The 23,820-nt window shown below is 35.6% G+C and carries 25 protein-coding genes; 10 read left to right on the top strand and 15 right to left on the bottom strand.

Annotated features, from left to right (window positions below):
• Positions 1-137: 137 nt before the first annotated feature.
• From AB1K81_RS12830 to AB1K81_RS12815, 4 genes are read left to right on the top strand one after another with little or no spacing between them, the layout of a single operon-like run.
• On the top strand, positions 138-515 hold the full coding sequence (locus AB1K81_RS12830; RefSeq protein ID WP_412977048.1) for a GntR family transcriptional regulator: 378 nt from the start codon (positions 138-140) through the stop codon (positions 513-515).
• On the top strand, positions 512-1,366 hold the full coding sequence (locus AB1K81_RS12825; RefSeq protein ID WP_412977047.1) for an ABC transporter ATP-binding protein: 855 nt from the start codon (positions 512-514) through the stop codon (positions 1,364-1,366). Before AB1K81_RS12830 ends, AB1K81_RS12825 begins: the two co-directional genes overlap by 4 nt.
• A 1-nt stretch (position 1,367) precedes the next feature.
• A complete protein-coding gene (locus AB1K81_RS12820) occupies positions 1,368-2,009 on the top strand; it encodes an ABC-2 transporter permease (RefSeq protein ID WP_412977046.1) in 642 nt (213 codons plus the stop codon).
• Between the two features lie 13 nt (positions 2,010-2,022).
• Positions 2,023-2,685: an ABC-2 transporter permease gene (locus AB1K81_RS12815; RefSeq protein WP_412977045.1), complete on the top strand. Its 663-nt coding sequence runs from the start codon at positions 2,023-2,025 to the stop codon at positions 2,683-2,685.
• A 171-nt stretch (positions 2,686-2,856) separates the two neighbouring features.
• On the opposite strand, the gene AB1K81_RS12810 is transcribed toward AB1K81_RS12815, so the two are convergent.
• The 10 genes from AB1K81_RS12810 to AB1K81_RS12765 all read right to left on the bottom strand — a co-directional run bounded on the left by AB1K81_RS12810 (position 2,857) and on the right by AB1K81_RS12765 (position 11,449).
• Positions 2,857-3,840 carry a Gfo/Idh/MocA family protein gene (locus tag AB1K81_RS12810; RefSeq protein ID WP_412977044.1) on the bottom strand — a complete coding sequence of 328 codons (984 nt, stop codon included), beginning with the start codon at positions 3,838-3,840 and terminating at the stop codon, positions 2,857-2,859.
• 68 nt (positions 3,841-3,908) lie between these two features.
• Positions 3,909-4,541: a 3-hexulose-6-phosphate synthase gene (hxlA, locus tag AB1K81_RS12805; RefSeq protein WP_412977043.1), complete on the bottom strand. Its 633-nt coding sequence runs from the start codon at positions 4,539-4,541 to the stop codon at positions 3,909-3,911.
• Positions 4,542-4,557: 16 nt separating this feature from the next.
• Positions 4,558-5,508, bottom strand: coding sequence for a sugar kinase (locus AB1K81_RS12800; RefSeq protein ID WP_412977042.1), 951 nt, complete (start codon positions 5,506-5,508; stop codon positions 4,558-4,560).
• Between the two features lie 31 nt (positions 5,509-5,539).
• Positions 5,540-6,223: a ribose-5-phosphate isomerase RpiA gene (rpiA, locus tag AB1K81_RS12795; protein ID WP_412977041.1), complete on the bottom strand. Its 684-nt coding sequence runs from the start codon at positions 6,221-6,223 to the stop codon at positions 5,540-5,542.
• Positions 6,224-6,298: 75 nt separating this feature from the next.
• A complete protein-coding gene (locus tag AB1K81_RS12790; protein ID WP_412977040.1) occupies positions 6,299-7,585 on the bottom strand; it encodes a TRAP transporter large permease in 1,287 nt (428 codons plus the stop codon).
• Positions 7,585-8,064, bottom strand: coding sequence for a TRAP transporter small permease (locus AB1K81_RS12785; protein WP_412977039.1), 480 nt, complete (start codon positions 8,062-8,064; stop codon positions 7,585-7,587). The genes AB1K81_RS12790 and AB1K81_RS12785 overlap by 1 nt, the downstream gene beginning before the upstream one ends.
• Before the next feature lie 72 nt (positions 8,065-8,136).
• Positions 8,137-9,168 carry a TRAP transporter substrate-binding protein gene (locus AB1K81_RS12780; RefSeq protein WP_412977038.1) on the bottom strand — a complete coding sequence of 344 codons (1,032 nt, stop codon included), beginning with the start codon at positions 9,166-9,168 and terminating at the stop codon, positions 8,137-8,139.
• A gap of 35 nt (positions 9,169-9,203) precedes the next feature.
• Positions 9,204-9,839, bottom strand: a complete 636-nt coding sequence (locus AB1K81_RS12775) for a bifunctional 4-hydroxy-2-oxoglutarate aldolase/2-dehydro-3-deoxy-phosphogluconate aldolase (RefSeq protein WP_412977037.1) — start codon at positions 9,837-9,839, stop codon at positions 9,204-9,206.
• Between the two features lie 18 nt (positions 9,840-9,857).
• The gene (hxlB, locus tag AB1K81_RS12770) at positions 9,858-10,412 is read right to left on the bottom strand and encodes a 6-phospho-3-hexuloisomerase (protein ID WP_412977036.1); all 555 of its coding nucleotides are present in this window, start codon (positions 10,410-10,412) and stop codon (positions 9,858-9,860) included.
• A 38-nt stretch (positions 10,413-10,450) separates the two neighbouring features.
• Positions 10,451-11,449, bottom strand: a complete 999-nt coding sequence (locus AB1K81_RS12765; protein WP_412977035.1) for a LacI family DNA-binding transcriptional regulator — start codon at positions 11,447-11,449, stop codon at positions 10,451-10,453.
• Positions 11,450-12,064: 615 nt separating this feature from the next.
• On the opposite strand from AB1K81_RS12765, the gene AB1K81_RS12760 reads away from it, so the two are divergent.
• Complete coding sequence (locus AB1K81_RS12760; RefSeq protein WP_412977034.1) at positions 12,065-12,910, top strand: CvfB family protein; 846 nt, start codon at positions 12,065-12,067, stop codon at positions 12,908-12,910.
• A gap of 56 nt (positions 12,911-12,966) precedes the next feature.
• Here AB1K81_RS12760 and AB1K81_RS12755 read toward each other — a convergent pair whose 3' ends face one another.
• A complete protein-coding gene (locus AB1K81_RS12755) occupies positions 12,967-13,254 on the bottom strand; it encodes a hypothetical protein (RefSeq protein ID WP_412977033.1) in 288 nt (95 codons plus the stop codon).
• 174 nt (positions 13,255-13,428) lie between these two features.
• Between AB1K81_RS12755 and AB1K81_RS12750 the strand changes: the two genes are divergently transcribed.
• A complete protein-coding gene (locus tag AB1K81_RS12750) occupies positions 13,429-14,631 on the top strand; it encodes a dicarboxylate/amino acid:cation symporter (RefSeq protein ID WP_412977032.1) in 1,203 nt (400 codons plus the stop codon).
• Between the two features lie 340 nt (positions 14,632-14,971).
• Positions 14,972-16,669, top strand: coding sequence for a M3 family oligoendopeptidase (locus AB1K81_RS12745; RefSeq protein WP_412977031.1), 1,698 nt, complete (start codon positions 14,972-14,974; stop codon positions 16,667-16,669).
• A 49-nt stretch (positions 16,670-16,718) separates the two neighbouring features.
• Here AB1K81_RS12745 and AB1K81_RS12740 read toward each other — a convergent pair whose 3' ends face one another.
• Positions 16,719-17,171 (bottom strand): GNAT family N-acetyltransferase, encoded by a 453-nt coding sequence (locus AB1K81_RS12740; RefSeq protein WP_412977030.1) that lies wholly within the window; start codon positions 17,169-17,171, stop codon positions 16,719-16,721.
• Positions 17,172-17,332: 161 nt separating this feature from the next.
• Between AB1K81_RS12740 and AB1K81_RS12735 the strand changes: the two genes are divergently transcribed.
• Entirely contained in the window at positions 17,333-18,118 is a 786-nt protein-coding gene (locus AB1K81_RS12735; protein WP_412977029.1) for an HAD family hydrolase, read from the top strand.
• A gap of 249 nt (positions 18,119-18,367) precedes the next feature.
• Here the strand turns inward: AB1K81_RS12735 and AB1K81_RS12730 are convergent, their stop codons facing one another.
• Genes AB1K81_RS12730 through ggt form a run of 3 tightly spaced genes read right to left on the bottom strand, consistent with a single transcriptional unit; the run spans position 18,368 to position 21,104 of the window.
• Positions 18,368-18,901 (bottom strand): chromate transporter, encoded by a 534-nt coding sequence (locus AB1K81_RS12730; RefSeq protein ID WP_412977028.1) that lies wholly within the window; start codon positions 18,899-18,901, stop codon positions 18,368-18,370.
• Complete coding sequence (locus AB1K81_RS12725; RefSeq protein WP_412977027.1) at positions 18,901-19,461, bottom strand: chromate transporter; 561 nt, start codon at positions 19,459-19,461, stop codon at positions 18,901-18,903. The genes AB1K81_RS12730 and AB1K81_RS12725 overlap by 1 nt, the downstream gene beginning before the upstream one ends.
• A 29-nt stretch (positions 19,462-19,490) precedes the next feature.
• Positions 19,491-21,104, bottom strand: a complete 1,614-nt coding sequence (gene ggt, locus AB1K81_RS12720; protein WP_412977026.1) for a gamma-glutamyltransferase — start codon at positions 21,102-21,104, stop codon at positions 19,491-19,493.
• A gap of 200 nt (positions 21,105-21,304) precedes the next feature.
• On the opposite strand from ggt, the gene AB1K81_RS12715 reads away from it, so the two are divergent.
• Together AB1K81_RS12715 and AB1K81_RS12710 are read left to right on the top strand one after the other, a co-directional pair.
• The gene (locus tag AB1K81_RS12715; protein WP_412977025.1) at positions 21,305-21,754 is read left to right on the top strand and encodes an Lrp/AsnC family transcriptional regulator; all 450 of its coding nucleotides are present in this window, start codon (positions 21,305-21,307) and stop codon (positions 21,752-21,754) included.
• A 560-nt stretch (positions 21,755-22,314) separates the two neighbouring features.
• Complete coding sequence (locus AB1K81_RS12710) at positions 22,315-23,664, top strand: trypsin-like peptidase domain-containing protein (protein WP_412977024.1); 1,350 nt, start codon at positions 22,315-22,317, stop codon at positions 23,662-23,664.
• The last annotated feature ends 156 nt before the right edge of the window (positions 23,665-23,820 follow it).

Raw genomic sequence — 23,820 nt, 5'->3', positions numbered from 1 at the left:
TACGTACAATAGTATAGCACTTCGAGTAAATCTTGTAATTATTTTCAGAATTATGCTTGACATGAATAACATCCATCTTATATATTGTATATATACAATATATACAATATTAACATTATATTTTTGGGGGTGTAAAGATGAATCTAATAATCTCAACTACGAATAAGGAACCATTGTTTCTTCAGATAAAAGATCAAATTAAGCAACATATATATTCGGGCGAGCTTACAGAAGGGGATGCGCTTCCATCTATGCGAGTACTTGCAAAGAATTTAAAGGTTAGTGTCATTACTACAAAACGTGCTTATGAGGAGCTAGAGCAAGAGGGCTATTTAGTATCTACTGTTGGAAGAGGTACATTTGTTGCTGGCCAACAGCCTCAGGTTTTACGAGAGTGGCAAATTAGAGAAATTGAAAATGATTTAGAAAAGCTCGTCAAGGCAAGTAAGCATATAGGCCTGACAAAGGTTGACTTAAAAGAAATGATTGATATTTACTTTGAGGAGGAGAAATGATGAATGCAGTGGAATTCGATAATGTAACCAAAAATAGAAAAGGCTTTTCCATTCAGAATCTATCGTTCAACATTCCTACAGGTTATATTACAGGATTTATAGGACCGAATGGTAGTGGAAAAACAACAACAATAAATATGATGATGGATTTATTACAATTCGATGAGGGAGATATTCGTGTTTTTGGAAATTCCCATAAATCGACCCAAAACAAGCAACACATTGGCTTTGTATATGATGAACTATTTATGTATGAAGATTTTACGATAAAAAATATGAAATCATTTATCGCCCCACTCTATAAATCATGGAATGAAAACCTTTTCCAACAATATTTAGAGCTGTTCGATCTTCCTTTAAAGAAGAAAATTAAAAAGTTCTCAAAAGGGATGAAAATGAAAACCTCCCTTCTATTTGCTCTTAGTCATGAGCCAGAACTTATCGTAATGGATGAACCTACTTCTGGACTTGATCCAGTTTTCCGTAGAGAGCTTCTTGAACTGTTACAAAATCTCATGATAAATGAAAAGAAATCTATTTTTCTTTCCTCACACATTACTGCAGATTTAGACCGAATTGCCGATTATATTGTCTTTATTTATCAAGGAAAAATTCTGTTTCAGAAAAGTATGGAAGAAATAAAGGACTCTTTTCATGTAGTAAAAGGAAAAAAAGAAATGATTGACGATGATACTAAGGGACTATTTGTCGGTTTACAAATAGCTGATACTGGATTCCAGGGCTTGTATGAAGGAAATCCTGCACTATTTGATCCTTTTGATCAAGAGGTTGTCATAGAAAAAGCAACACTAGAAGATATTATGTACTTCATGATTAGAAAGGTAGATTGATATGCTACAACTATTGTACAAAGATATACGAGTAACAAGACTATACTTATTATTATTCTTTCCTGTAGTTTTAGCATCCTATTTTTTTCATGTAAATAATTTAGATATATTTATGACTATTATAATAGGCTACCTTATATTGTTATTTTATTATGATTATCACAATCAGGTTTATAAATTTATAGGTAGTTTACCAGTAAAACGAACACAAATTGTTTTGGCGAGATACCTTTTTTTGATTCTCTTGTTAATAGGAGCTTTTACTTACATCGGAATAATAGATTACTTTGTTCTACATCATTTAAATTTTCTAGGAGACTTTCGTAACCAGACAATTAACGATGTTCTAAAAAACTTTACCATTACCGCAATCCTAATTGCAATTTACACCCCTATTTTTTATTTGGTTAAGAATTTTATTTATGGAATTACCGTGTTTATGATAGTACATTTTTTACTTGTTTTTACTTATAACATGATTTTATTTAACGATTTTATAACGATTGATGACAAATTATTGTCGACTCTATTTACAATAATTAATATTCAACCTGTAGCCATACTACTTATTATCTCAGCAGTGTCTTTATTTATATCTTTCTTAATATCTGTACGGATTTCTTATAAGAAAGACATTTTGTAAGGAGGTACTAAAATTGAATATCCTATTAAAACGAGATTATATAAATCTTAAAACGGTTAATGTTACATCAGCTTTAATTATACCTTTAGGATTTATACTGTCTATTCCACCGTTTGCAATTAGTTTAGGTTTGTTATTACATGTTTTACTTGTTGGTGTATTTTATTCCGATCATCGCTCATCAGTTAATCGATTTATGATTAGTTTACCGATTGAAAGAAGTGCACTAGTAATTAGCCGATATCTGATAATGATTATGATTTGGTTAGGAATTATTCTTTATCAATTTTTATGGGGACATTTCTTTGATTACTTTGTCCCTTATCCTGTTTTTGTATTTGGGTGGAAAGAATTATTGGCAATACTTAGTTTAGGGCTATTAATACTTGCTGTTTGTGTTCCACTCTATTACTTGTTTAACTCTTTTATTATTCCAACTATCATTATTTTTAGTTGCTACTTTATAGGATTCATTTTCTCAATCGACGCTTTGGTTAACATCTCAGGGATGAGTACAGAGATAATTTTTAATGACTTGGATCAATGGACAGTTCCGCTAATTGAATCTATTATACCTGTTTATCCCTTTATAATCTTACCTTCTCTTGGCATTTGTTTGTATTATTGCTCCATGAAGGTTTCAGAAACTATTATTAGAACGAAAAAGATAATATAACGATACCAAAGTTATTCTTTTTGTCTAGCTTCTGTTCCACATTAGACTGTTCAAATATGGAAAACTGGCATTCGTTAGTTTATTGAAGAATGCCAGTTTCCTATTTTTTTGCTAGGAATGTTCGTATGCTCTAATCCGAAAGAATAGTGCCTTCTTAAAATAGAAGAAATCCTACCTCTCACAACCATATATAATCCCGTTCTGCCTTCGTGCTTCCTCAGTTATGGAAAGCGTAAGCAAGCTTAATTCCTTTAATTCTTTGTATTCCTGTTCATTTTTAGTTAAGATAATCCTTTTGATATTATGTATTTCAAACGCCATATTATCCTCTGTAGCATATGTTTCAATTGGAAGTACTTTATTTGTTGAATTATCAACTAATTTCATTTCTACCAATGCACCTGCATCATTAAACACTACCGTACCATTCTGTCCTTGAATTTCACATGGAATATAAGAGGTGGAGATTTTTGAGCACATTATAGTAGAAGTAAAACCATCATAACTTAATATAAGTGTACCGCTCCCATCAATACCCGACTCCAATAAATTGGCGGAATAGGAAACCTTTTTAGGCTTTCCAAATAAACCAACTGAAAGATACAAAGGATATATCCCCATATCAGTTAGAGCACCACCTGAAAAATCTGCTGAAAATACATTAGGTCTACCACCAGCAAGGAATTCATCAAATTTGGATGAATAGCGATTTCTATGTAAAATAGTAGATGTAATTGGACCGATTCTTTCAATTGCATTCTTTAATACTTTAAAATTGGGTGAATGAATATTACGGATTGCTTCAAATAAAAATACTTCATTTTCATCTGCTACTCTATACGCCTCTCTAAACTCCTCAGTGTTTGAAAAAATTGGCTTTTCACAAATAACATGCTTTTTATGTTTTAAAAATAACAGTGCATGATTAAAATGAAATGAATTGGGTGAAGCGATATAAACGCAGTCAATCTCATCACTTTTTGCCATTTCTTCAAGATTAGTATAAATATGTTCTGCTTGTTGTTTTTCTGCAAACTCTTTAGCTCTCGTTTCTGAACGAGAATAAACCGCTTTTAGTATAAAGTCATTTGATTTCCTAGATGCATCTATAAAAGATGATGTTATCCAGCTAGTTCCAATTGTTCCAAATTTCATTTTCCATCCCCAATTCTAAAACTACTGTTTTTCACGTAACGATAGAAAAACAGTAGTTTATACATTAATTAGTTTCTTGAAGCATCATTCATCATTATTTTCATTTTCGCTGCGACTTCAGCTGGATTTTTTGCTTTTGTTATTGCACTTCCTACTATCAAAGTGTCTGGACCTTTTGCCAACACATCTGGAAGTGTATTTAGGTCTATACCACCGGCAACTGTCACTTCAAAGTCACAATTTTCTACAAGGGAAAAATGCTTTACATCAAATTTACCCTCGCGTTGCTTATCTTTTCCAATATGAATACTTACTAAGTCAACACCAAGTTTTTCAAGTTCCTTAATACGTTCATGATTTGATACCTCTAGTAGGTCTACCATAATGCGTGTACCATATTCTTTTGCTACTTCGATAGAATCTAATATAGTTAGATTTGAAGATAAAGCCATTACTGTTGTAATATCTGCTCCCGCTTTAAAAGCTTGAATAGCCTCATGACCTCCTGCATCCATAGTCTTCATATCCGTAACAATTAGTTTCTCAGGATATCTTTCTTTAATTTCGCGGACAATATCCATTCCATATTCTTTGATAACACTTGTGCCTACTTCAATCCAATCTATGGACCCTCTTGTTTCATCAATAATATGAAGGCATTCTTCTCTTGTTAATCGATCTAATGCTAATTGTAAATTCATGTCCATTGCACCTCACTTATCTTTCAATATTTTCTTTTTCACCTAGACGAATTTTTACATCTTCCATATAAGGGAGACCATCATTATCTCCTTTAATACCAACAACCATTGAACCGACAGTATTGCCAAGTTCGAGTGACTTCCTTAATGTCCAACCATTTATAAAACCATAAATAACCCCAGCGTTAAACCCATCACCAGCACCAACAGTGTCAACCACTTTCTTCGCTTTCATCGCCGGGACTGTCACCATTTCACCATTATAATAGCCAACAGAACCCTCTTCCCCTTGTTTTATTGCAATATAAGATATGCCAATTTCCTTTGCCTTATTAATTATTGCTTCTGGGTCTTTAATACCCCAGATAATTTCCATCTCCTCATCACCTGCAAGCAATATATCAACTTGAGGCAGGAATTTTGATAAATAGTTGCTTGCCTCTTCCTTGCTCCACAATTTTAAACGGATATTGGGATCAAAGGAAATTTTTAAATTATACTTTTTAGCCAATTCGATGGCTTTTTCAAAAACTTGTCTATTTACTGGATTAATTGCTGGATATATACCAGTTAAATGAAGTATTTTAGCATTTTTAAAATATGACTCCTTCAAGTCCTCAGGAGTAATCGTTAAGGTCGGTGATTTATCACGGTAATAAAATGTTCGGACAGAACCATCTTCCATAATTTCCTTAAAGTTCAATGAGGTTGGGTGTCCTTCAATAAAGCTTACTTGTGATACATCGATGCCTTCTCCTCTAGCAAAGTTGAAGATATGTTTACCGAATTCATCTTTTCCTAATCGACTAATCCAGCCTGTTTTCAAACCAAGTCTTGTACAACCTATTGCAAAATTTAACTCAGCACCACCTATTTTTCTATCAAAACTATTTACAAATCTCAATGGTCCGGATGCAGATGGGTCGAATACAATCATTGCTTCGCCTATTGTAATGATATCATTCATTTTTGTACCCCCAATAAATACGTCTTTGATGTTAAAGCTCTTTCGATATAATTTCTGTTCCCTTTTCATTACCGATAATAATAGTATCAGTCATATTTAAAAACAATCCTGTCTCCACTACCCCAACAAGTGCCTTGATTTGTTTATGGAGTTGTTCTGGATATTCAATTGATGTAAATTGACAATCTAAAATATAATTTCCATTATTAGATACAAAGACATTACCGTCCTTCATTCTTAACCTAGGAATCGCACCTAGATTGGCAATTCGTTTTGCTGTAATCTGATAACCAAACGGAACAACCTCAACTGGCAATGGAAAAGCCCCGAGCGTTTCTACCATTTTTGTTTTATCTGCAATCACTATTAATTTTTCTGCCAAAGCATCAACTATTTTTTCCCTAACAAGGGAACCTCCTCCACCTTTAGCAAGCTGTAAATTAGAGTCGATTTCATCTGCACCATCAATAGCCAGATCTATTCTTTCGACTACTGAAAAGTCTACTAAAGGTATACCCAATTCTTTTGCCCAGCCTTCCGTACGGATAGAGGTTGGGACACCTTTAATATCCAAGCCTTTTTGTACAAGTTCCCCTAATTTTTTCATCATCCAATAGACAGTTGATCCGGATCCTAATCCAAGTATCATACCATTTTCAATATATTCCACAGCCTTTTCACCAGCTGCTTTCTTATAAAGATCTATTTGTTCCATCTCGTGTCTCCTTTTAGACTTTTTAAATAAACGACCCCAGCAAATATACTGGAGTCATCCATATCACAATATTATCTAAAATAAACCTGGATTAATTAATTTAGGTATAAAGAATGCGATATCTGGGAAGAAGGCAATAAACAATAGAACAATTAGTATTATGGCAATATATGGAATTACTGCTGCAAAAGATCGCTCTATCGATAAGTTACCTATCTTCGATGCCAGTAATAAACATAAACCGTATGGTGGTGTCACAAGACCTATTGCTAATGTAATAACAACAATCAATCCTAATTGAACTGGCTCTATACCAAATGCTGTTGCAGTAGGTAGGATTACCGGTACAAAAAGAATCATAGCAGGTATTGCATCCATAAATGTACCAATAAATAGGAAAAATACAATTATAATAAGAATAAACATTGCTGTTGAGCCAATATTATTGGAAAAGAATTCCTGTGCAATAGTACTTAGTTGGTAGTAACTCATTAACTCACCAAGAGCACTTGCCGCTGCCAGGGCAAATAGAGATAACGAACTAAGTGCCAATGTATCAAATAAAATTTTCGGCAAATCGCGAAGCTTCAATGTTTTATAATAAAACATACTGATTAACAATGTATAAAGCGAAGCAATTGCCGCAGCTTCTGTAGCGGTAAAAAATCCGCTAGTAATCCCACCAATAATAATAACAATAGTAAATAAAGCCGGAGCTGATTCTAAAAATAACTTGAATATCTTCTGGAACTCTGCACGTTTTGCTTTAGGATAATTTCGTTTTAGAGCGACAATATATATGAACAACATCATTCCAAGGCCAATTAAAATACCAGGAACAATCCCACCTAAGAATAGTGCACCTACTGATGCATTTGCAATACCAGCAAAAATAATCATAGGGATACTAGGCGGAATAACAACACCAACAGTTGATGATGCTGCCGTTACAGCTACGGCAGTTTCTGTATCATAGCCATTTTTCTTCATACTAGGAATTAATATCTTCCCTACACCAGCAGTATCGGCTTGTGATGCACCGGATACGCCAGCAAAAAGCATGGAAACCAAAATATTTGCATGGGCTAATCCACCACGAATTGGGCCAACAAGTGCAAGGGCAAGTTCAATTAGTTTCGTTGATATTTTACCAGAGTTCATTAAGTTGGCTGCCAAAATAAATAATGGTACTGCCAATAAAACGAAAGAATCTAAACCATTAAGCATTTTCATTGGAACCGTAACTTCTGGAACATATGGAATATTTAATATTCCAATTAAAGCAACAATCCCAATAACAAATGCTATCGGTATACCAATGATCATTAATACAAGAAATAAACCTAAAAGAATAAATCCCATTACGCTTGCCCTCCCTTCCATGCTTTCAAATGGTTAATAATATGGCTAACGGAATATATAACCATCGTGCCCCCCATAATAGGGATAGCAATCCATACATAACCCATTTTCAATTCCGGAATTGATGTCCAATTATAATTCCAGAACTGTTGACAAACTTTGATTCCATAAATGAATAATGCGATGTTAAATAGAATGAGGATCAAATCATTAAAGATGGTTAACGTAATTTTCTTTTTACCTGTAAGTTTTTTCAGAAGAATATCAAAATTGAAGTGTTCTCTACGATTTACCATGATGGCCGCACCCATAAACGTTGCCCATATAAATGAATTTGTTGCCATTTCCACAGTCCAAGTGGCTGAAATACCTAAATGCCTTGTGGCAATTTGATACAATATTACGATAAAGAAGAGGGATAAAAATAATAGCCCTATCGCTATCTGTATTCTCTCAAGTATCTTAATAAAGCGATTCATTGTATTCCTCCTATTAAAACTAAAGGGAGGAGCAATATGTGCCCCAACCTTTAGCTAAATAAACATCCCAGATTATTTTGTTTCTCTAATCTGTTTTAATAGATCTTCTACACCTATATCCTTAGCTGCTTGATCTTGTAGTGGTTTTGCCAATTCGATAAATGGTGTTCTATCGATTTCGTTCACTTCTGCACCTGCATCTATTGCTTGTTGTTTATACTCTTCCTCTTGTTTATAAACTGCTTCTCTTTCAGCTTCGATAGACGCTTCTGCTGCTTCAAGAATTATATTTTGTTGTTCTTCCGTTAAGGAATCAAATTTATTACCATTTACAAGTAAAAATCTAGTTGTATAGTCATGTCCTGTTTCTGTAATGTACTTACCATTCTTTGTAGTATGGTGATTCTGTTGTACAAAATATGGATATGCATTTTCTGCTGATTCAACAACATCTTGCTGTAAAGCTTGATATAGTTCACCCCATGCTACGTCGGTTGGTACAGCACCAGCCTGTTTCCAATAATCAGCAACAACTCCAGATGTTTGTGTTCTTATTGTCATCCCTTTTAAATCTTCCATTGCATTAAGTGGCTTGCTTCCGTAATAATGACGAACACCTGCAGACCAATAGCCTAGTAATTTAAAGTCATTGTTTGATTGGTTATTGATAATATCAGCCATCTCTTGACCAACTTCACCGTCTACTACTTTTTCCCAGTGATCATAGCTTTCAAATAAATACGGCAGAGCAAATAAATCAACTTCTTTAATACCTGTTGAGGTCATAAAGCCAGGTGATACAAGTACTACGTCAGCTGCACCAAGTTTAAGTTTTTCAACTAGTTCTGATTCTTCTGTACCTATTGTTCCAGCATGAACTTCTACTTCAATGTTACCGTTAGATTCAGCCTCAGCTACTTCTTTAAACTTTAGTAAACCTGCCTGATAAGGATTTTCTTGATCTGTCTGGTTATGTGCCGCTATAATTTTGATTTTGCCATCTTCATTAGATGAATCTGAACTGTCATCATTTCCACAAGCAGCCAACACTGTAAATGTTATAAATGCTAATATCAATGAAATAAATTTAATATTCTTAGTCATTCGACTTAACCCCCACTAATAATTTTATGGTTACACTAATTTAATTCCTTGTATTTGTTTACATACTGCCTTGCTGTACTCGTTAACTGTTGGTAATCTTCATCAGTTATTAATTTGCTTACATTAACCAAATTGCTTCCTATCCCTACAGCGACACCCCCTTTAGTAAAATAATCATTCATATTTTCCAACGTGATGCCTCCAGTTACCATTAACGGTATATGAGGCAATGGACCATGAATATTTTTGATATAATCTGGTCCAAATACATTTGCAGGAAAAACCTTCACTATATTGGCACCGCTTTCAAAAGCGGTTAAAATTTCTGTTGGAGTTAAAGCACCTGCAATATTTAATACACCGTAACGACTAGTTAGACGAATTGTATCTACATTTACTGTTGGAGAAACAATGAACTGTGCCCCGGCAATAATGGATGCTCTTGCAGTTTCGGGATCTAAAACTGTTCCTACACCTACTAAGACATCCTCTTCAAATTCAGCTGCCGCCATTTCAATTAAGTTAGTTACTCTCGGGGTTTCTGCAGTTATTTCAACAGACTTTACTCCACCTAAGGATAATGCTCTAATAATAGGGATGATATTCTTTTCATCCGCTTTCCGAATTACTGCTACAATTGGATTTTTCTTTAATCTATTTAATGTATTCATAGCAACCCTTCCTTTCCTCTATTCCAAATTGGCATGTCTACTTTTCAATTGGTTATTATCTTTGTCCTTGTTAATTTTCATGTTATAAACGATTAATGCGTCTAGTAGCAAATGTGCTGATTGATCAAATTGACTACCAAGTGGCTGGATAGTTTTCGGTTCCTCTGGAGAACGCTTCTTAGTAGCTGCTGGAATGTTGACAATGCAGTCAGCTAGTTCTCCAATTTTGGATTTTGGATTGGTTGTTACTAATGCAAGATTTGCACCAACTTCATTAGCCTTCATTGCAAAATTAACAAGAGTTGCTGTATTTCCTGATCCGGAAACAAGTAGGAGCATATCTCCTTTCCCAATGCTTGGAGTTGTTGTTTCACCAACAATAAATACATTGAAGCCATTATGCATCAAACGCATTCCAAATACTTTTCCAATTAGTCCAGAACGACCCGTACCTGCGATAAAAATACGATTTGCAGACGTAATCATATCATGTAACTTAACTACCTCTTTTTCATTGACTCGCTCTAATACTTCAGAAATTTCTATTGAAACCGCTTTAATTATTTCTTTCATTAATTAGAACTCCTTTTTTGCTTTCTTCATTCTTATTACTAACAGGAAGAACGTACTATTAATTTTGGTTCAAAACGAAATACTTCCTCGTTTGGTATGGAATGGTTGTTTATTTTTTCAAATAATAGATTCGCTGCCTTTGTCCCCATTTCAAATGCAGGTTGAACAATCGATGTAATTTCTGGGTAATAGATATTTGCAAAGGGAACATCATCAATTGCAATAATTGCTAATTCATCAGGTATAGTTATTCCTTTTTCTTTTGTGTAGCTCAGAACTTCATAGAGTGTTAAGTCATTTCCAGCAATAATTGCATTTGGGGGTTCAGGTAAAGCTAGCATTTCTTCTAGCCCTTTTTTCATATTTTTAACTTCTAGGCTCTGGATATAAGAAGGATTTACTGCTAGCCCATTGTCTAGTAAGGCTTCTTTATAACCATTTATCCGTTCCATCCTAGGTGTAATGCTATCTGCCTTCTCCGGCATTATAATAGCAATTCTGTCATATCCCTTTCTTGTAAACTCGTTAACTGCTAATGTTGCCGCTTTCATATTATCTAGTAAAATAGCACTTCCCATAATCCCCGGTACATAGCGGTCAACAAAAACTATGGGGAACTCTTCTTTTATCATTTGTTCATATGTCGGAACGTTTCCACCAGTCGGAAAAATAATAATTCCATCAACTTGTTTTGCCCGAAGCATATCAATGTATTTCTTTTCTTTTTCAGGGTCATCATCTGCATTACAGACAATAACATGGAAATCCAATTCATTACAAAAATCCTCGATGGCACGTATGACTTGGGTTGAAAAGACATGAAGAATATTTGCTGTTATAACCCCGATTGTTGTAGTTGACTTTTGCTTTAAACTTCTAGCAACAATGTTTGGATGATAGCCTAATTCCTTAATTGCTTGTTCGATCTTAATTTTCGTCTTTTCAGCCATATAATCATAACGTTTATTTAAGTACTGGGAAACGGTACTCTTTGAGACCCCAGCATATCTTGCTACATCTGTAATTGTTACCTTCATTAGTATGCTCCTACTTCTTTTAATTACTAAAATTCCACTAAACCGATTTACTAAACCGATTTAGGACAAGTATAAAATAAATGTAAACGCTTTACAATACTTTTTTTAAATTTTATTTTTTACCTTTTCTATAAAATTCCTATGATCGATTGTTTATATTTAAATACAATTCGTGCCGAGTATCTAATCAATTTGACAAAAACCCCAACCCATGCGATAATTAATAAGTTACTAAAGTGACATACGAATCTGGCATTCTACAATGTTTTTGTTGATGCTTATTCACACTGGCGCGACTAAGGGGTCGCAAGGACGTAAGAGCAGGTAGGGCTTACGTTGCTTAAGTTAGAAGACATCGGATTGATTTCAATCTTTGGCAATAGCTAAATCACAATCCAGTGGAAAATTTACCGCGGTTAAAGTGAAATTCTAAAAAATTCGGTACCGTTACCGAATAAGACAACAATAGATAACCCAAACTAATTATTGAATTTCCCACCCAATTTATATTGGGATAAAATATAAAAAAACGATGTGTTACTTTAGAAATATAAGGGGTACCCTATACTTGGGTATCCCTTTTCCAATACATATTAAGAAAGAGGGTTCAAGTTGATGGAAATAGGTACAATTCAAACCATGATTGTTGATCGAAAAATTGAAAGTGGTTATGTTTTGAAAAAGAACTTGACAGAAGCACTTTTACACCATAATGAGACAGATGGAGAATTAGAAGTTGAAGATGAAGTGAGTGTTTTCTTATATCAAGATAAAAAAGGAAATTTAACAGCAACTACTAAGCTTCCGCAAGTAGTTATGGACGAGTACGGATGGGCCAAAGTAGTGGATGTTCTTCCTAATTTAGGAGTTTTTGTAGATATTGGTACTACTAAAGAATTTCTCGTTTCAAAGGATGACCTTCCCCTATTTGAAAGTGTTTGGCCAAAAGAAGATGACATGCTGTTCGTAACACTTGGGAAGGACCGAAAAGGAAGACTACTTGCTATTCCAGCAACAGAAGGTGTCATTCAACGTGAATTCGAGCATGCTCCAGAATCATTGCTAAATCAAACCGTAACTGGAAGGGTTTATCATACGAGTAGAGAAGGTTCGACCATAATTACCGAAGAACATTATCGTGGGTTTATTCATCATACTGAACGAAAGACTGAACCACGTTTAGGAGAGCTTGTTCAAGCCCGGGTCATCGAGGTACGTTTTGACGGGACTTTAAATGTTTCCCTTCGCCCATTAAAACAGCATGGTATGGTGGAAGATGCTGATTTGATTTTAGAACACTTACAAGAGCATGATGGCGTCATTCCATTTAGCGATAAAAGCGACCCTGAGGATATTCGAGGGACATTTAATATTAGTAAAGCTGCCTTTAAACGTGCATTAGGTAAATTGATGAAAGAAGGTAAAATTGAACAACGAGAAGGTAAAACTTATTTAAAATAGCCTATGTAAAAAACAATCGCTCAAAACCTGTCTGAGCGATTGTTTTTTACTTTTAATTAAGCTACATCGTGAATTTGATAAGCATGACTAACGCTCGTTACAATAAAGCTAATTCCTGCTGCAAATAATGCTGCTATTGCCCAACCTCCTAGACCAACATCCATAATCATTTCATTTAGTGGAGCAGAAGCACAAGCAAGTACAATTCCAGCTAAAGCTAGTAAAGCACTAGGATAATAAGCGGAATATCCCTCTCCACCATAAATCTTCAGAAAAATAAACCCTAATATTATACCAGCAATAGACAGGATGGAACCAATTGTTATAATGGTTTCAACTAACATGATTACACCTCGCTTTACATCATCATTTATATTAGTATATCAAATTTTTTTTGAGACACTAATATATTTTCACAAAAATTCGAATAGTTATAAGAAATAGTTTGTTTAAAACTATTTCTCAAGTTATATTAAAGGTAGTTATGATTAGCTTACCAAAAGAAAGGAGTTTTATTTATGAAAAAGAGTTTTTTATGGCAAATTCTCATAGCCCTTGTTTTAGCGATTATTGTTGGAGTGATATTCGGAGATAGTGCTACATATGTGCAGCCACTTGGAGATTTATTCTTACGTCTTATTAAATTCATAATTGTTCCATTAATTTTATCGACAATTATCGTTGGTATTACAAGTGCTGGTAGTATGAAAAAACTTGGAAGGCTTGGTGGTAAAACGATTTCCTTTTACCTTGCTACTAGTTTTTTCGCCGTTACAATTGGACTACTTGTAGCGATAATTTTATCCCCTGGTACAGGTGTTAACGTTAGCATAGAGGAGGAGAACATCCCTTCTGGCGAAACACAAAGTGTAATTGATACCCTACTTAATATTATTCCAACAAACCCTATTGAATCTCTAGCAACTGCAAACGTTTTACAAATTATCTTCTTCGCCATCTTTTTAGGACTTGGAATTACATTAGTAGGTGATAAAGCAGTACCCGTTAAGCGATTCTTTGATGGACTTGCTGAAGTAATGTACAAAATTACTGCTGTCGTTATGAAGTTAGTACCACTTGGTATTTTTGGTTTACTTGCTCCTATTGTAGGAGAGTATGGACTTGATGTATTAATGCCATTAATGAAGTTAATTGTTGCAGTACTATTAGCATGTCTTATTCACATCGCAGTTATTTACACCATTTCTTTAAAAATGCTTGGAAAGATGAATCCAATACAATTTTTTAAAGGAATACTTCCAGCTATTACTGTTGCATTTACAACTTGTAGTAGTTCTGGAACTCTTCCAGTTACGATGAAAAATACGCAAGAAAACCTTGGCGTATCTAAGGAGACTTCTAGCTTCGTCTTACCTCTAGGAGCAACAATCAATATGGACGGTACAGCTATTTACCAAGGTATTGCGGTTATGTTTACCGCACAGTATTTTGGCCAGTCTCTTTCCATTGGTCAACTTATCATCGTCGCACTAGTTGCAACACTAGCTTCCATCGGGGCTGCGGGAGTTCCAGGTGCTGGTATGGTGATGTTAACGATGACGTTAGCTGCTGTCAACCTTCCGCTAGAGGCTATCGCACTGATTGCAGGGATAGACCGTATTTTAGATATGATGCGAACAGCAGTTAATGTTATGGGGGATGCAACCGCAAGTGTCGTCGTTGATCAATCGGAAAATAAACGCGAAACAGTCGCTGCTTAATTATTAGGTAATTGAAGAGCATATACACGCTCTCGTTTATGAATCCTTAGCGTTATATGCTCTATTTAATTCATACTAATGTTTTTTCTAAAGATGAAATTGCTAATGCAATAAATTACCGTAATAAAAGTAGCTATTGTAAATGGATAGCCTTATCCAACATTGGTATTTCTCCTCCGCTTTGGTATTTCTTATCTTAATAGCATAACACCCTAATTAATACTTGAATAGCTTTCAAATAAATTTTCATTTTCTCCATCCAACTTTATCTCACTTTTCACAAAAATAGTGTAAACTAGAATGGATAGAATCTTTTCACTAAATATAAGGGGGAATACGCTTGTTAACATTTGAAAATTATACATATGAAAGACCTGATTTCGAACAAGAAAAAGCAAAGTTTGCTAAGTTACTAGACGCTTTTACAAATGCTTCTTCCGTAGAGGAACAGAATGATGCAATTGAAGAAATTAACAAATTCCGAAATCATATCTCCACACTATTTAATCTAGTTTATGTTCGTGCTTCGATTGATACAAATGATGAATATTATCAAGAAGAACGTGATTATTGGGACGAGATTTCACCTGAAGTTCAAAAGCTAAACACTGATTTTTACAAGGAATTAGTAAAGACTCCATTTCGTGAAGACTTGGAGAAAAAATGGGGATCACAGCTATTTGAAATCGCGGATTACTCCATAAAGGGCTTTGCTCCTGAAGTAATAGAGTTGTTGCAAAAAGAAAATAAACTGACTTCTGATTACTCTAAATTAGTTGCATCTGCAGAAGTAGAATTCAATGGTGAGACATATACGTTAGCTCAACTTGGACCATTCTTACAGGATAAAGACCGTGACGTACGTAAGAAAGCTGCTTCCGCTTCTAGTGGATTTTTTGAAGCAAACGCGGAAAAATTCGATGACATCTATGATCAATTAGTTAAGGTACGTCATGAAATTGCGACAACTTTAGGGTATAAAAACTTTGTAGAACTAGGTTATGTTCGCATGATGCGTATTGATTATAATGCAGAAATGGTTGCTAATTATCGTAAACAAGTTCAAGAGTATATCGTTCCCCTTGTATCGAAGCTTTATAAAAAACAAGCGGAGCGTATCGGAATTGATTCATTGAAATTTTATGATGAAAACTTCCAATACAAAACAGGAAATGCGACGCCAAAAGGTTCTCCAGAGTGGATTATTGAAAATGGTAAGAAAATGTATGAAGAACTTTCTCCAGAGACGAATGAATTTTTCAATTTTATGATTGAACGTAATTTGATGGACCTTGTAGCGAAAAAAGGAAAAGAATCTGGTGGTTACTGTACCTTCATCGAGGATTATGAATCACCATTTATATTCTCAAACTTTAATGGAACTTCTGGTGATATTGACGTTTTAACGCACGAAGCTGGTCATGCATTCCAAGTTTACCAAAGTCGTAGTATTGGAATCCCTGAATACGTTTGGCCAACTTACGAATCTGCGGAGATTCATTCGATGAGTATGGAATTCTTTACTTGGCCGTGGATGGAATTGTTCTTCCAAGAAGATACAGACAAATATAAATATTCTCATCTAGGTAGCGGACTAACCTTCTTACCATATGGAGTAGCCGTTGATGAGTTCCAACATTTAGTTTATGAGAATCCAGACTGGACACCGGAAGACAGAAAAGCTGCTTGGAAAAAAGTCGAAGAAAAATATTTACCACATCGTGATTATGATGATATTCCTTACTGGGGGTCAGGTGCTATTTGGCAGCGTCAAGGCCATATTTATGGTTCACCATTCTACTATATTGATTACACACTAGCTCAAATCTGTGCATTCCAATTCTGGAAGCGTTCAAGAGAGAATCGCGAAGAAGCATGGAATGATTATTTAAACCTTTGTAAATTAGGTGGTTCTAAACCATTCTTAGGTTTAGTGGAAGCCGCAAACTTAAAATCGCCATTTGAGGAAGGAACAGTTAAATCAACTGTTCAAGCAATTGAAGCATGGTTAGATAGTGTTGATGATAAAGCTTTATAAATAGTAAAACCGGAGATAATTTATTCTCCGGTTTTCTTATGATTTCATTCTATAAATCTAATTTTAGTCGCACCATATCTCTACATTGAATACCATATTCGTAGATTTCTTCGGAATAATTGCGGATAAAAAAGTCCGAATCGATGGCAAAAATTCGAAATCCACATTTTTGATAAAGTGCTAATTGGTTAATACTGGAGTTACCAGTACCAATTTCAATTGCATTATATCCAGCTATTCTTGCCTTTTCAATTGCATCTTGAATAAGCTTTTTCCCAATTCCTTTACCTTGGTATTCTTTTGACACAGCAACGTTCACTATCTCCATCGTTCCTGGTCTAGTTGGAAGTAGAACAAAAACTCCTACTACTTCGGTATCAATCTCACCTACATAGCAATCTCCACGCTGTAAATAGCCCATGATCATTTCTTCTGACGGATCCGCAAGTAGTAATAAATCAATTGGAGGAACTTCATCTTTTAATAGTTTTCGTATAATCAAACTAAATCTCCTACCTTATGAGAATAAAATTGGTAATAAGTTATCCCTATTATAAAAGATATTAAAAAAGTATTACAATGATAAATCTTTACAATCGGCTTTCGATTCTTTCATATTTATATGATACACTAAACTCATCATTACATATAGAGGAGATTGACATGACATATAAAGTTTTATTTCTAGATATTGACGGAACTATTTTAATGCCTAACCACACGTATCATCCAAAGACAAAACATGCAATCAAACAAGTACAAGATAAAGGTATCACAGTTTTTCTAGCAACAGGTAGACCTGCACATGAACTAAGTGATCTTGCTCTAGATTTAAATATTGATTCCTTCATAGGCTATAATGGTGCCTATGCTGTTTATCAGGGTAAAAATATTTTAGATGCCCCAATGGATGCATCGATTGTGAGAAGTTATATAGAGATTGCTAAAGAAAATGGACATGATTTAGTTTTATATACAAGCAAGCATAATTACGTTTTATCACTACACTCGAAACAGTTAGATGAATTTGCCGAAATGTTTTCACTGTCTAACCTTAAACTAATTCAAGATGATATGGTTGAATATGTTTTAGGCGCTACCTTAGTAAACGTAAAATCGGAAGAAGTCCATTTATATAATATTGATGAGGATATTAGGCTTTCACAAGTAAATGTTAACGGTGCAGAGGATTGTTATGATGTTATTCGCAAATCTGTAAACAAAGGAGAAGCTGTTAAAATAGCTTTAAATCACTTAAACCTTCCAACAGATACTGCAATAGCTTTCGGAGATGGAATGAATGATAAAGAAATGTTCGAGACAGTAGGGACAAGCTTTGCTATGGGTAATGCAAATCCTGAAGTCTTTCAATATGCTAAATATAAAACGAAGACCGTTTCTGATGCAGGGGTTTATTATGGGCTGAAGGAGTTAGGATTGGTGGAGTAGTATATTTAGATAGGGTTTCTCAACTGTTTTTTTGTATTTATTGTTCAAAAACATTATGAGAGGCTCGCTCGTCATCTTCTTTTACTTTCCTATACTAAAAAACATCTTGAGAATCTTACTCATCATCTTATTTGGCCACTTACGCCTAATAAAACATCTTGAGAATCTTACTCATCATCTTTTTGGCCTACTTAAGCATACTTAACATCATGTAAAAACTACGTATTCCACTGGAATACGTAGTTTTAATTATAACAATAAACCGCCATAGACAAATGCACCGAGTATGACAAATGCAGGGTGGACTTTAATCCGTTCAATTAACAAGTAGCTTGTTATCCCTATAATAGCTGTATGTAACAAGCCAATACCTTCATATGATTCAAAGAAAAATCTCCACGCCATTAACCCCAACAGAATTGCAATAACAGGACGTACATATAATGTAATTCGTTTCACTTTTGGAGAATCTTTAAATTTATATAATAAGCCAAGTAACGCGACCATAATGATCAATGATGGGGCAACGGTAGCAAATACACCAATTACTGCACCTAGTACCCCGCCTACCTCATAACCAATATATCCAGCCATCTTGGTTGCAATCGGTCCAGGTAAAGAATTCGCAACCGCTAGGACCTCACTAAATTCTTGGACAGACATCCATTCATATCGACCAACAACCTCATTCTCCACGAGTGGAATGGAAGCAGGTCCACCACCGTATCCAAGAATCCCAGGTATAAAAAATGCTAAGAAGATTTGCCAATAGGTTAGAAGCATTAGCTATCCCCCCCTTTGTCACGCTTTTTATCACGAATTAGTAGTGCTGTGATAATTAAGACTGCAATTATTATGCCAGGGTGAACACCTAATACATGTAAGAATAAAAAGGCGCCTAGGGTCATTAAAACCGTTTGGACCCATCCCATTCCTTGTCTCGCTTTATCGAAAAATTGCCAAGTCAGTGTTACCATCATCATCCCAACAACTGGAATAACAGCAGCCGTCATCCCCTTCACCCAGTCAATATCTTTAAATGATGATAGGGTAGTTAAAAGAATAATTAATAAAACGACCGTCGGTAATACTGATGCAATAAGCGCATTTAACATTCCGATTACACCAGATACCCGATAACCGATATATCCAGCAAGCTTAGTAGCAATTGGACCTGGAAGCGTATTAGCTAATGCTAGCATATCGCCGAAATCCTCATCCGTCATCCACTTATATGTCCCCACTACTTCTTTATGAACAAGTGGAATGGAAGCAGGCCCTCCACCATAGCCTAATATTCCCACACGGAAAAAAGCTAAAAATAAATGCCATTGAGTCTTCATTTAATGTCTATCAACCTTTCCGTTAACTTTTACCAAGCTGCTACCGAGCCATCTGTTCTTGATTCTGTACCACCAATTAATACACCAGTCTCAGGATCACGCCAAATAATTTGGCCACGACCAAAGCTATTAGGTTCCAGTGCTATTTTTATATGATGCCCTTTGGCTGCCAAACCTTGTGCTAAATGATGTGGAAAACGGTTTTCTACTTCTACTTGCTTTTCCTTCATCCATTGCCAACGTGGTGCATCTAAAGCGGCTTGAGGATTCAAGCCAAAATCAACTGTATTCATAACCACTTGCACATGTCCTTGTGGCTGCATAAATCCACCCATTACACCAAATGGTCCTACAGGTTGGTCACCTTTCGTCATGAATCCTGGGATAATCGTATGATAGGTACGTTTCCCACCTTCTAATGCATTAGCATGTTCCGGATCCATGGAGAAGTTATGTCCACGATTTTGTAGTGCAATTCCCGTACCTGGAACGACAATACCAGAACCAAATCCCATATAATTACTCTGAATATACGAAATCATATTACCTTCACCGTCTGCTGCAGCAAGGTAAACTGTACCACTTAAACTTGGATCACCTGCTTCTGGAAGGAGGGCTTCCTCACCAATTAAGTTTCTTCGTTTTTCCGCATATTCTTCACTTAGTATCTGTTCAGAAGTTACGTTCATATGTGCTTCATCTGTTACAAATTTTTGTGCATCGGCAAAGGCTAATTTAATTGCCTCAATTTGTTTATGGTACATATCAACAGATTCTTTCTCTGGAAAATCAAAGCCTTTTAGTATGTTTAAAGCTTGTAAGGCTACAATTCCTTGACCGTTAGGAGGAATTTCCCATACATCATAGCCTCGGTAGTTAACATTAATTGGCTTTACCCATTCCGGCTTGAAATCTGCAAGATCTTCAGCAGATAAATAACCACCAGTATCTTGCGAGAATTTAGCAATTTTTTCGGCTAATTCCCCACGATAAAATGATTCTGCTTTTGTTTTTGCAATGGAGCGAAGTGTGGACGCATGCCCTTGTGAGGACCAAACCTCCCCTACTTTTGGTGCTCTACCATTAGGAGCAAATGTTTCAAACCAATGCTTATACAAATCATCTGTAAGTCTTTGCTTATAAGCATTAAAAGCAAAGTTCCAGTACTTCCCTAATGTCGGAGAAACCGGATATCCTTCTTCAGCATAACGAATCGCTGGTTCTAACACTTCTTCCAGAGGAAGCTTACCAAATCGTTCGGACAACTCAGCCCATGCTCCCGGAACACCAGGAACCGTAACAGGAATCCACCCATGAGTTGGGATTTCTTCATGACCTGATTCTTTAACAGCATCAATTGAGATGCTTTTCGGTGATTTCCCACTAGCATTTAATCCATGAAGTTCGCCTTTTGTCCAAACAAGTGCAAAAGCATCTCCACCGATTCCATTTGAAGTTGGTTCTACAACTGTTAAACAAGCAGCTGTTGCAATAGCAGCGTCAATCGCATTTCCACCTTTCTTTAAGATTTCAAGACCTGCCTGTGCCGCAAGTGGCTGAGAAGTTGCCACCATCCCATTTTTTCCATATGTAGAATGTCTAGTATTTGCGTATGGGTATGATTGATGATTAAATGTGACCATAACATAGCCTCCCCTGTTAATGTTCGAAATTATATTTCATATTACGAAATAAAAATTAATCTGTCAAACTATGAAACTTCAAAAATTAAGTTTGGCATTTAATTCACTTTCTTAATCAACATTATATGTAACATTAACTTTCATTTTGTTAATTATTCTACTATAATGTTATCAAAATATTTTCTAGGTGGTTACTTTACATGAAATACGATGAAATTGATAAAAAGTTATTATCCCTATTAATGGAAGATGGGCGCTTGTCCTATGTAGAACTTGCAGAAAAAGTAGGTTTATCACGGGTCGCTGTTAAGGATAGAATTCAAAGCCTTAAGGATAAAGGGATTATTGAAAAATTTTCTGTAGTTATTAATTCAGAAAAGATGGGGAAAAAGGTATCAGCGTTTTTTGAAGTTGATGTAGAACCCAGACAATTACAGACTGTTGCACAAAACCTAGCCGACAATCCAAATGTGGCAAGTATTTATCAAATGACTGGCCCAAGTACGTTACATATGCATGTTTTAGTTGAGGACTTTCAGAACCTTGAGACATTTATTAATGAAGAACTTTATTCAGTAGAAGGGATTACACGTGTGGAGAGCTCGGTTATTTTAAAACGGTTTAAGAGTAGGACAGGTTATAAATTGTAAATTGATGCCCCAGTTTCTATAACTTACAAGTTATCTTGTGTGTATTTAATTTAGAATTGAAGGCACTTGTTTTGGCAAAGGGTACATCTTTCCACGAATTGGGACTATTTGTTTTTTAAACCGGGAACATGTTCTTCATGGACGGGACTATCCTATTTCATTTTGGGCTCATGTTCTCCAAGCATGGGACTATCTTATTTCAATTCGGGCTCATGCTCTCCTTTATCGGGTTTATCCTATTTCATATTGGGCTCAAGCTCTCCTTTCTCGGGTCTAACCTATCTCATTTTGGGCTCATGTTCTCCATTACCGAGACTATCTTACTTCAATTCGGGCCCATGCTCTTCATTACCGGGACTATCTTATTTCAATTCGGGCTCATGCTCTTCATTACCGGGACTATCTTATTTCAATTCGGGCTCATGCTCTCTCCAATTTCAGGTCTATCTTTTCAATTCTAATAATCCTTGAATCTACCCATCTACAAAAATAGCAGGCTTAAGACCCTAGCTATCGTGATATAATAGTAGTATCTACATCTAGAAAGAAGGAGTTCGATTATGTACTGTCAATCTTGTGGTAAAGAGAGACGGCCAAACTCAAATTTCTGCCCTTATTGTGGTGCGAAACAATCACATAAACAAAAACTAAGTCCTTTTACCATTATCATTTTATCCTTGCTTTTATTTGGTGCTATTGGTCTGAGTATTTTTATTGTAACAACGGTCTACTCCAATGTTCCAAGTGGTTTTGTTAAAGATGAACCAGCTACCCAGCGACAAGAAAAGGAACAAGGGGAGCCAGAGGAAGTAGTGGAGGCTACTACCCCTATAAATGAAAAGCAAGAATTACAGGACGAACAAAAGCGGGAACTTACCGACATTATTGCTTCCGCTCAAGAAACGGTTTATACAGTATTCACCCAATATAGTCAAGGTTCTGGCTTCTTATATAATAATAACGGTGCGGTTATTACAAATGCCCATGTAGTGGAAGGCGAGACCCAAGTGTACGTAAAAACGATTAACGGCAATGAGTATCCAGGAACGGTAATTGGTTATTCAAATGAGACCGATGTTGCTATAATCCAAGTGCCAGATTTAGTAGGTGTCGAACCTTTCGACTTAGAATTCTCGGACTCTGCTAAAATTGGCGAGGAAATTATTGCGCTCGGTAGTCCATTAGGGTTAGAAAATACTGCTACAATGGGATATATAACAGGGAAAAATCGTAGTTTTGTCATAGATCCGTATGTGTATGAAAACTTATATCAAATCTCTGCACCTATTTCACCTGGAAGTAGCGGTGGCCCACTAATCTCAAAGACTTCTGAAAAAATTGTTGCGATTAACTCAGCTGAAAGTCTTGAAGATGCTACTATTGGGTTTAGCATTCCACTATACACGGTTCATTCTCTTATTGAATCATGGCTAAGCGAGCCAATGAGTGAAGAGGATGTCCTTGCCCAGTATTACGGTGGTACCTATGATAACTCCTGGAGTGGTGGATATTTTGATGGTGGAGAGTACTCGGAAGATGAAGATTACTATAATTACTGGGAATTTGGTTATGAAGAATACTGGTCAGAGTTTGGAGATGCCCTTTGGGAATACTTTGGTGAGGATGGATCCTATTACGAAGACTGGTACGAAAAGGAATACAATGATTCCTTTGAAGAAGAATCTAACCAAGAATCTGAAGAAAACATTGAAGAAAATTTGCCACAAGACGGCTATAGTGATGAAAATATGTATTACGACGAAGAGACTGGTGAATGGAGTTATTACGATGCAATTGAAGACCAGTGGTATTTCTATGATGAATCATTAGATGCGTGGACTTACTATGAAAGTTATGATGGTATGTGGTATTACTATGATGAATCCATAGACGAGTACATTCCATATTGAGAGAAGGGTCAGATCCTAATTAGGGTCTGACCCTTCTTAAATTTTACGGTAATTGAATTCCGTATCATTTATTATATTTTAGAAGTAACGAGAGAAACACATAGTAAGATTAAATAGAGATATACTAGTAAAGAGAATCCAACAATGGAAGGGTAG

Source organism: Ornithinibacillus jepli (genome assembly GCF_047228935.1).
Classification (GTDB): Bacteria; Bacillota; Bacilli; order Bacillales; family Amphibacillaceae; genus Ornithinibacillus.
The sequence above is the reverse complement of the archived record's forward strand: the minus strand, read 5'-3'. Positions and strand labels throughout refer to the sequence as shown.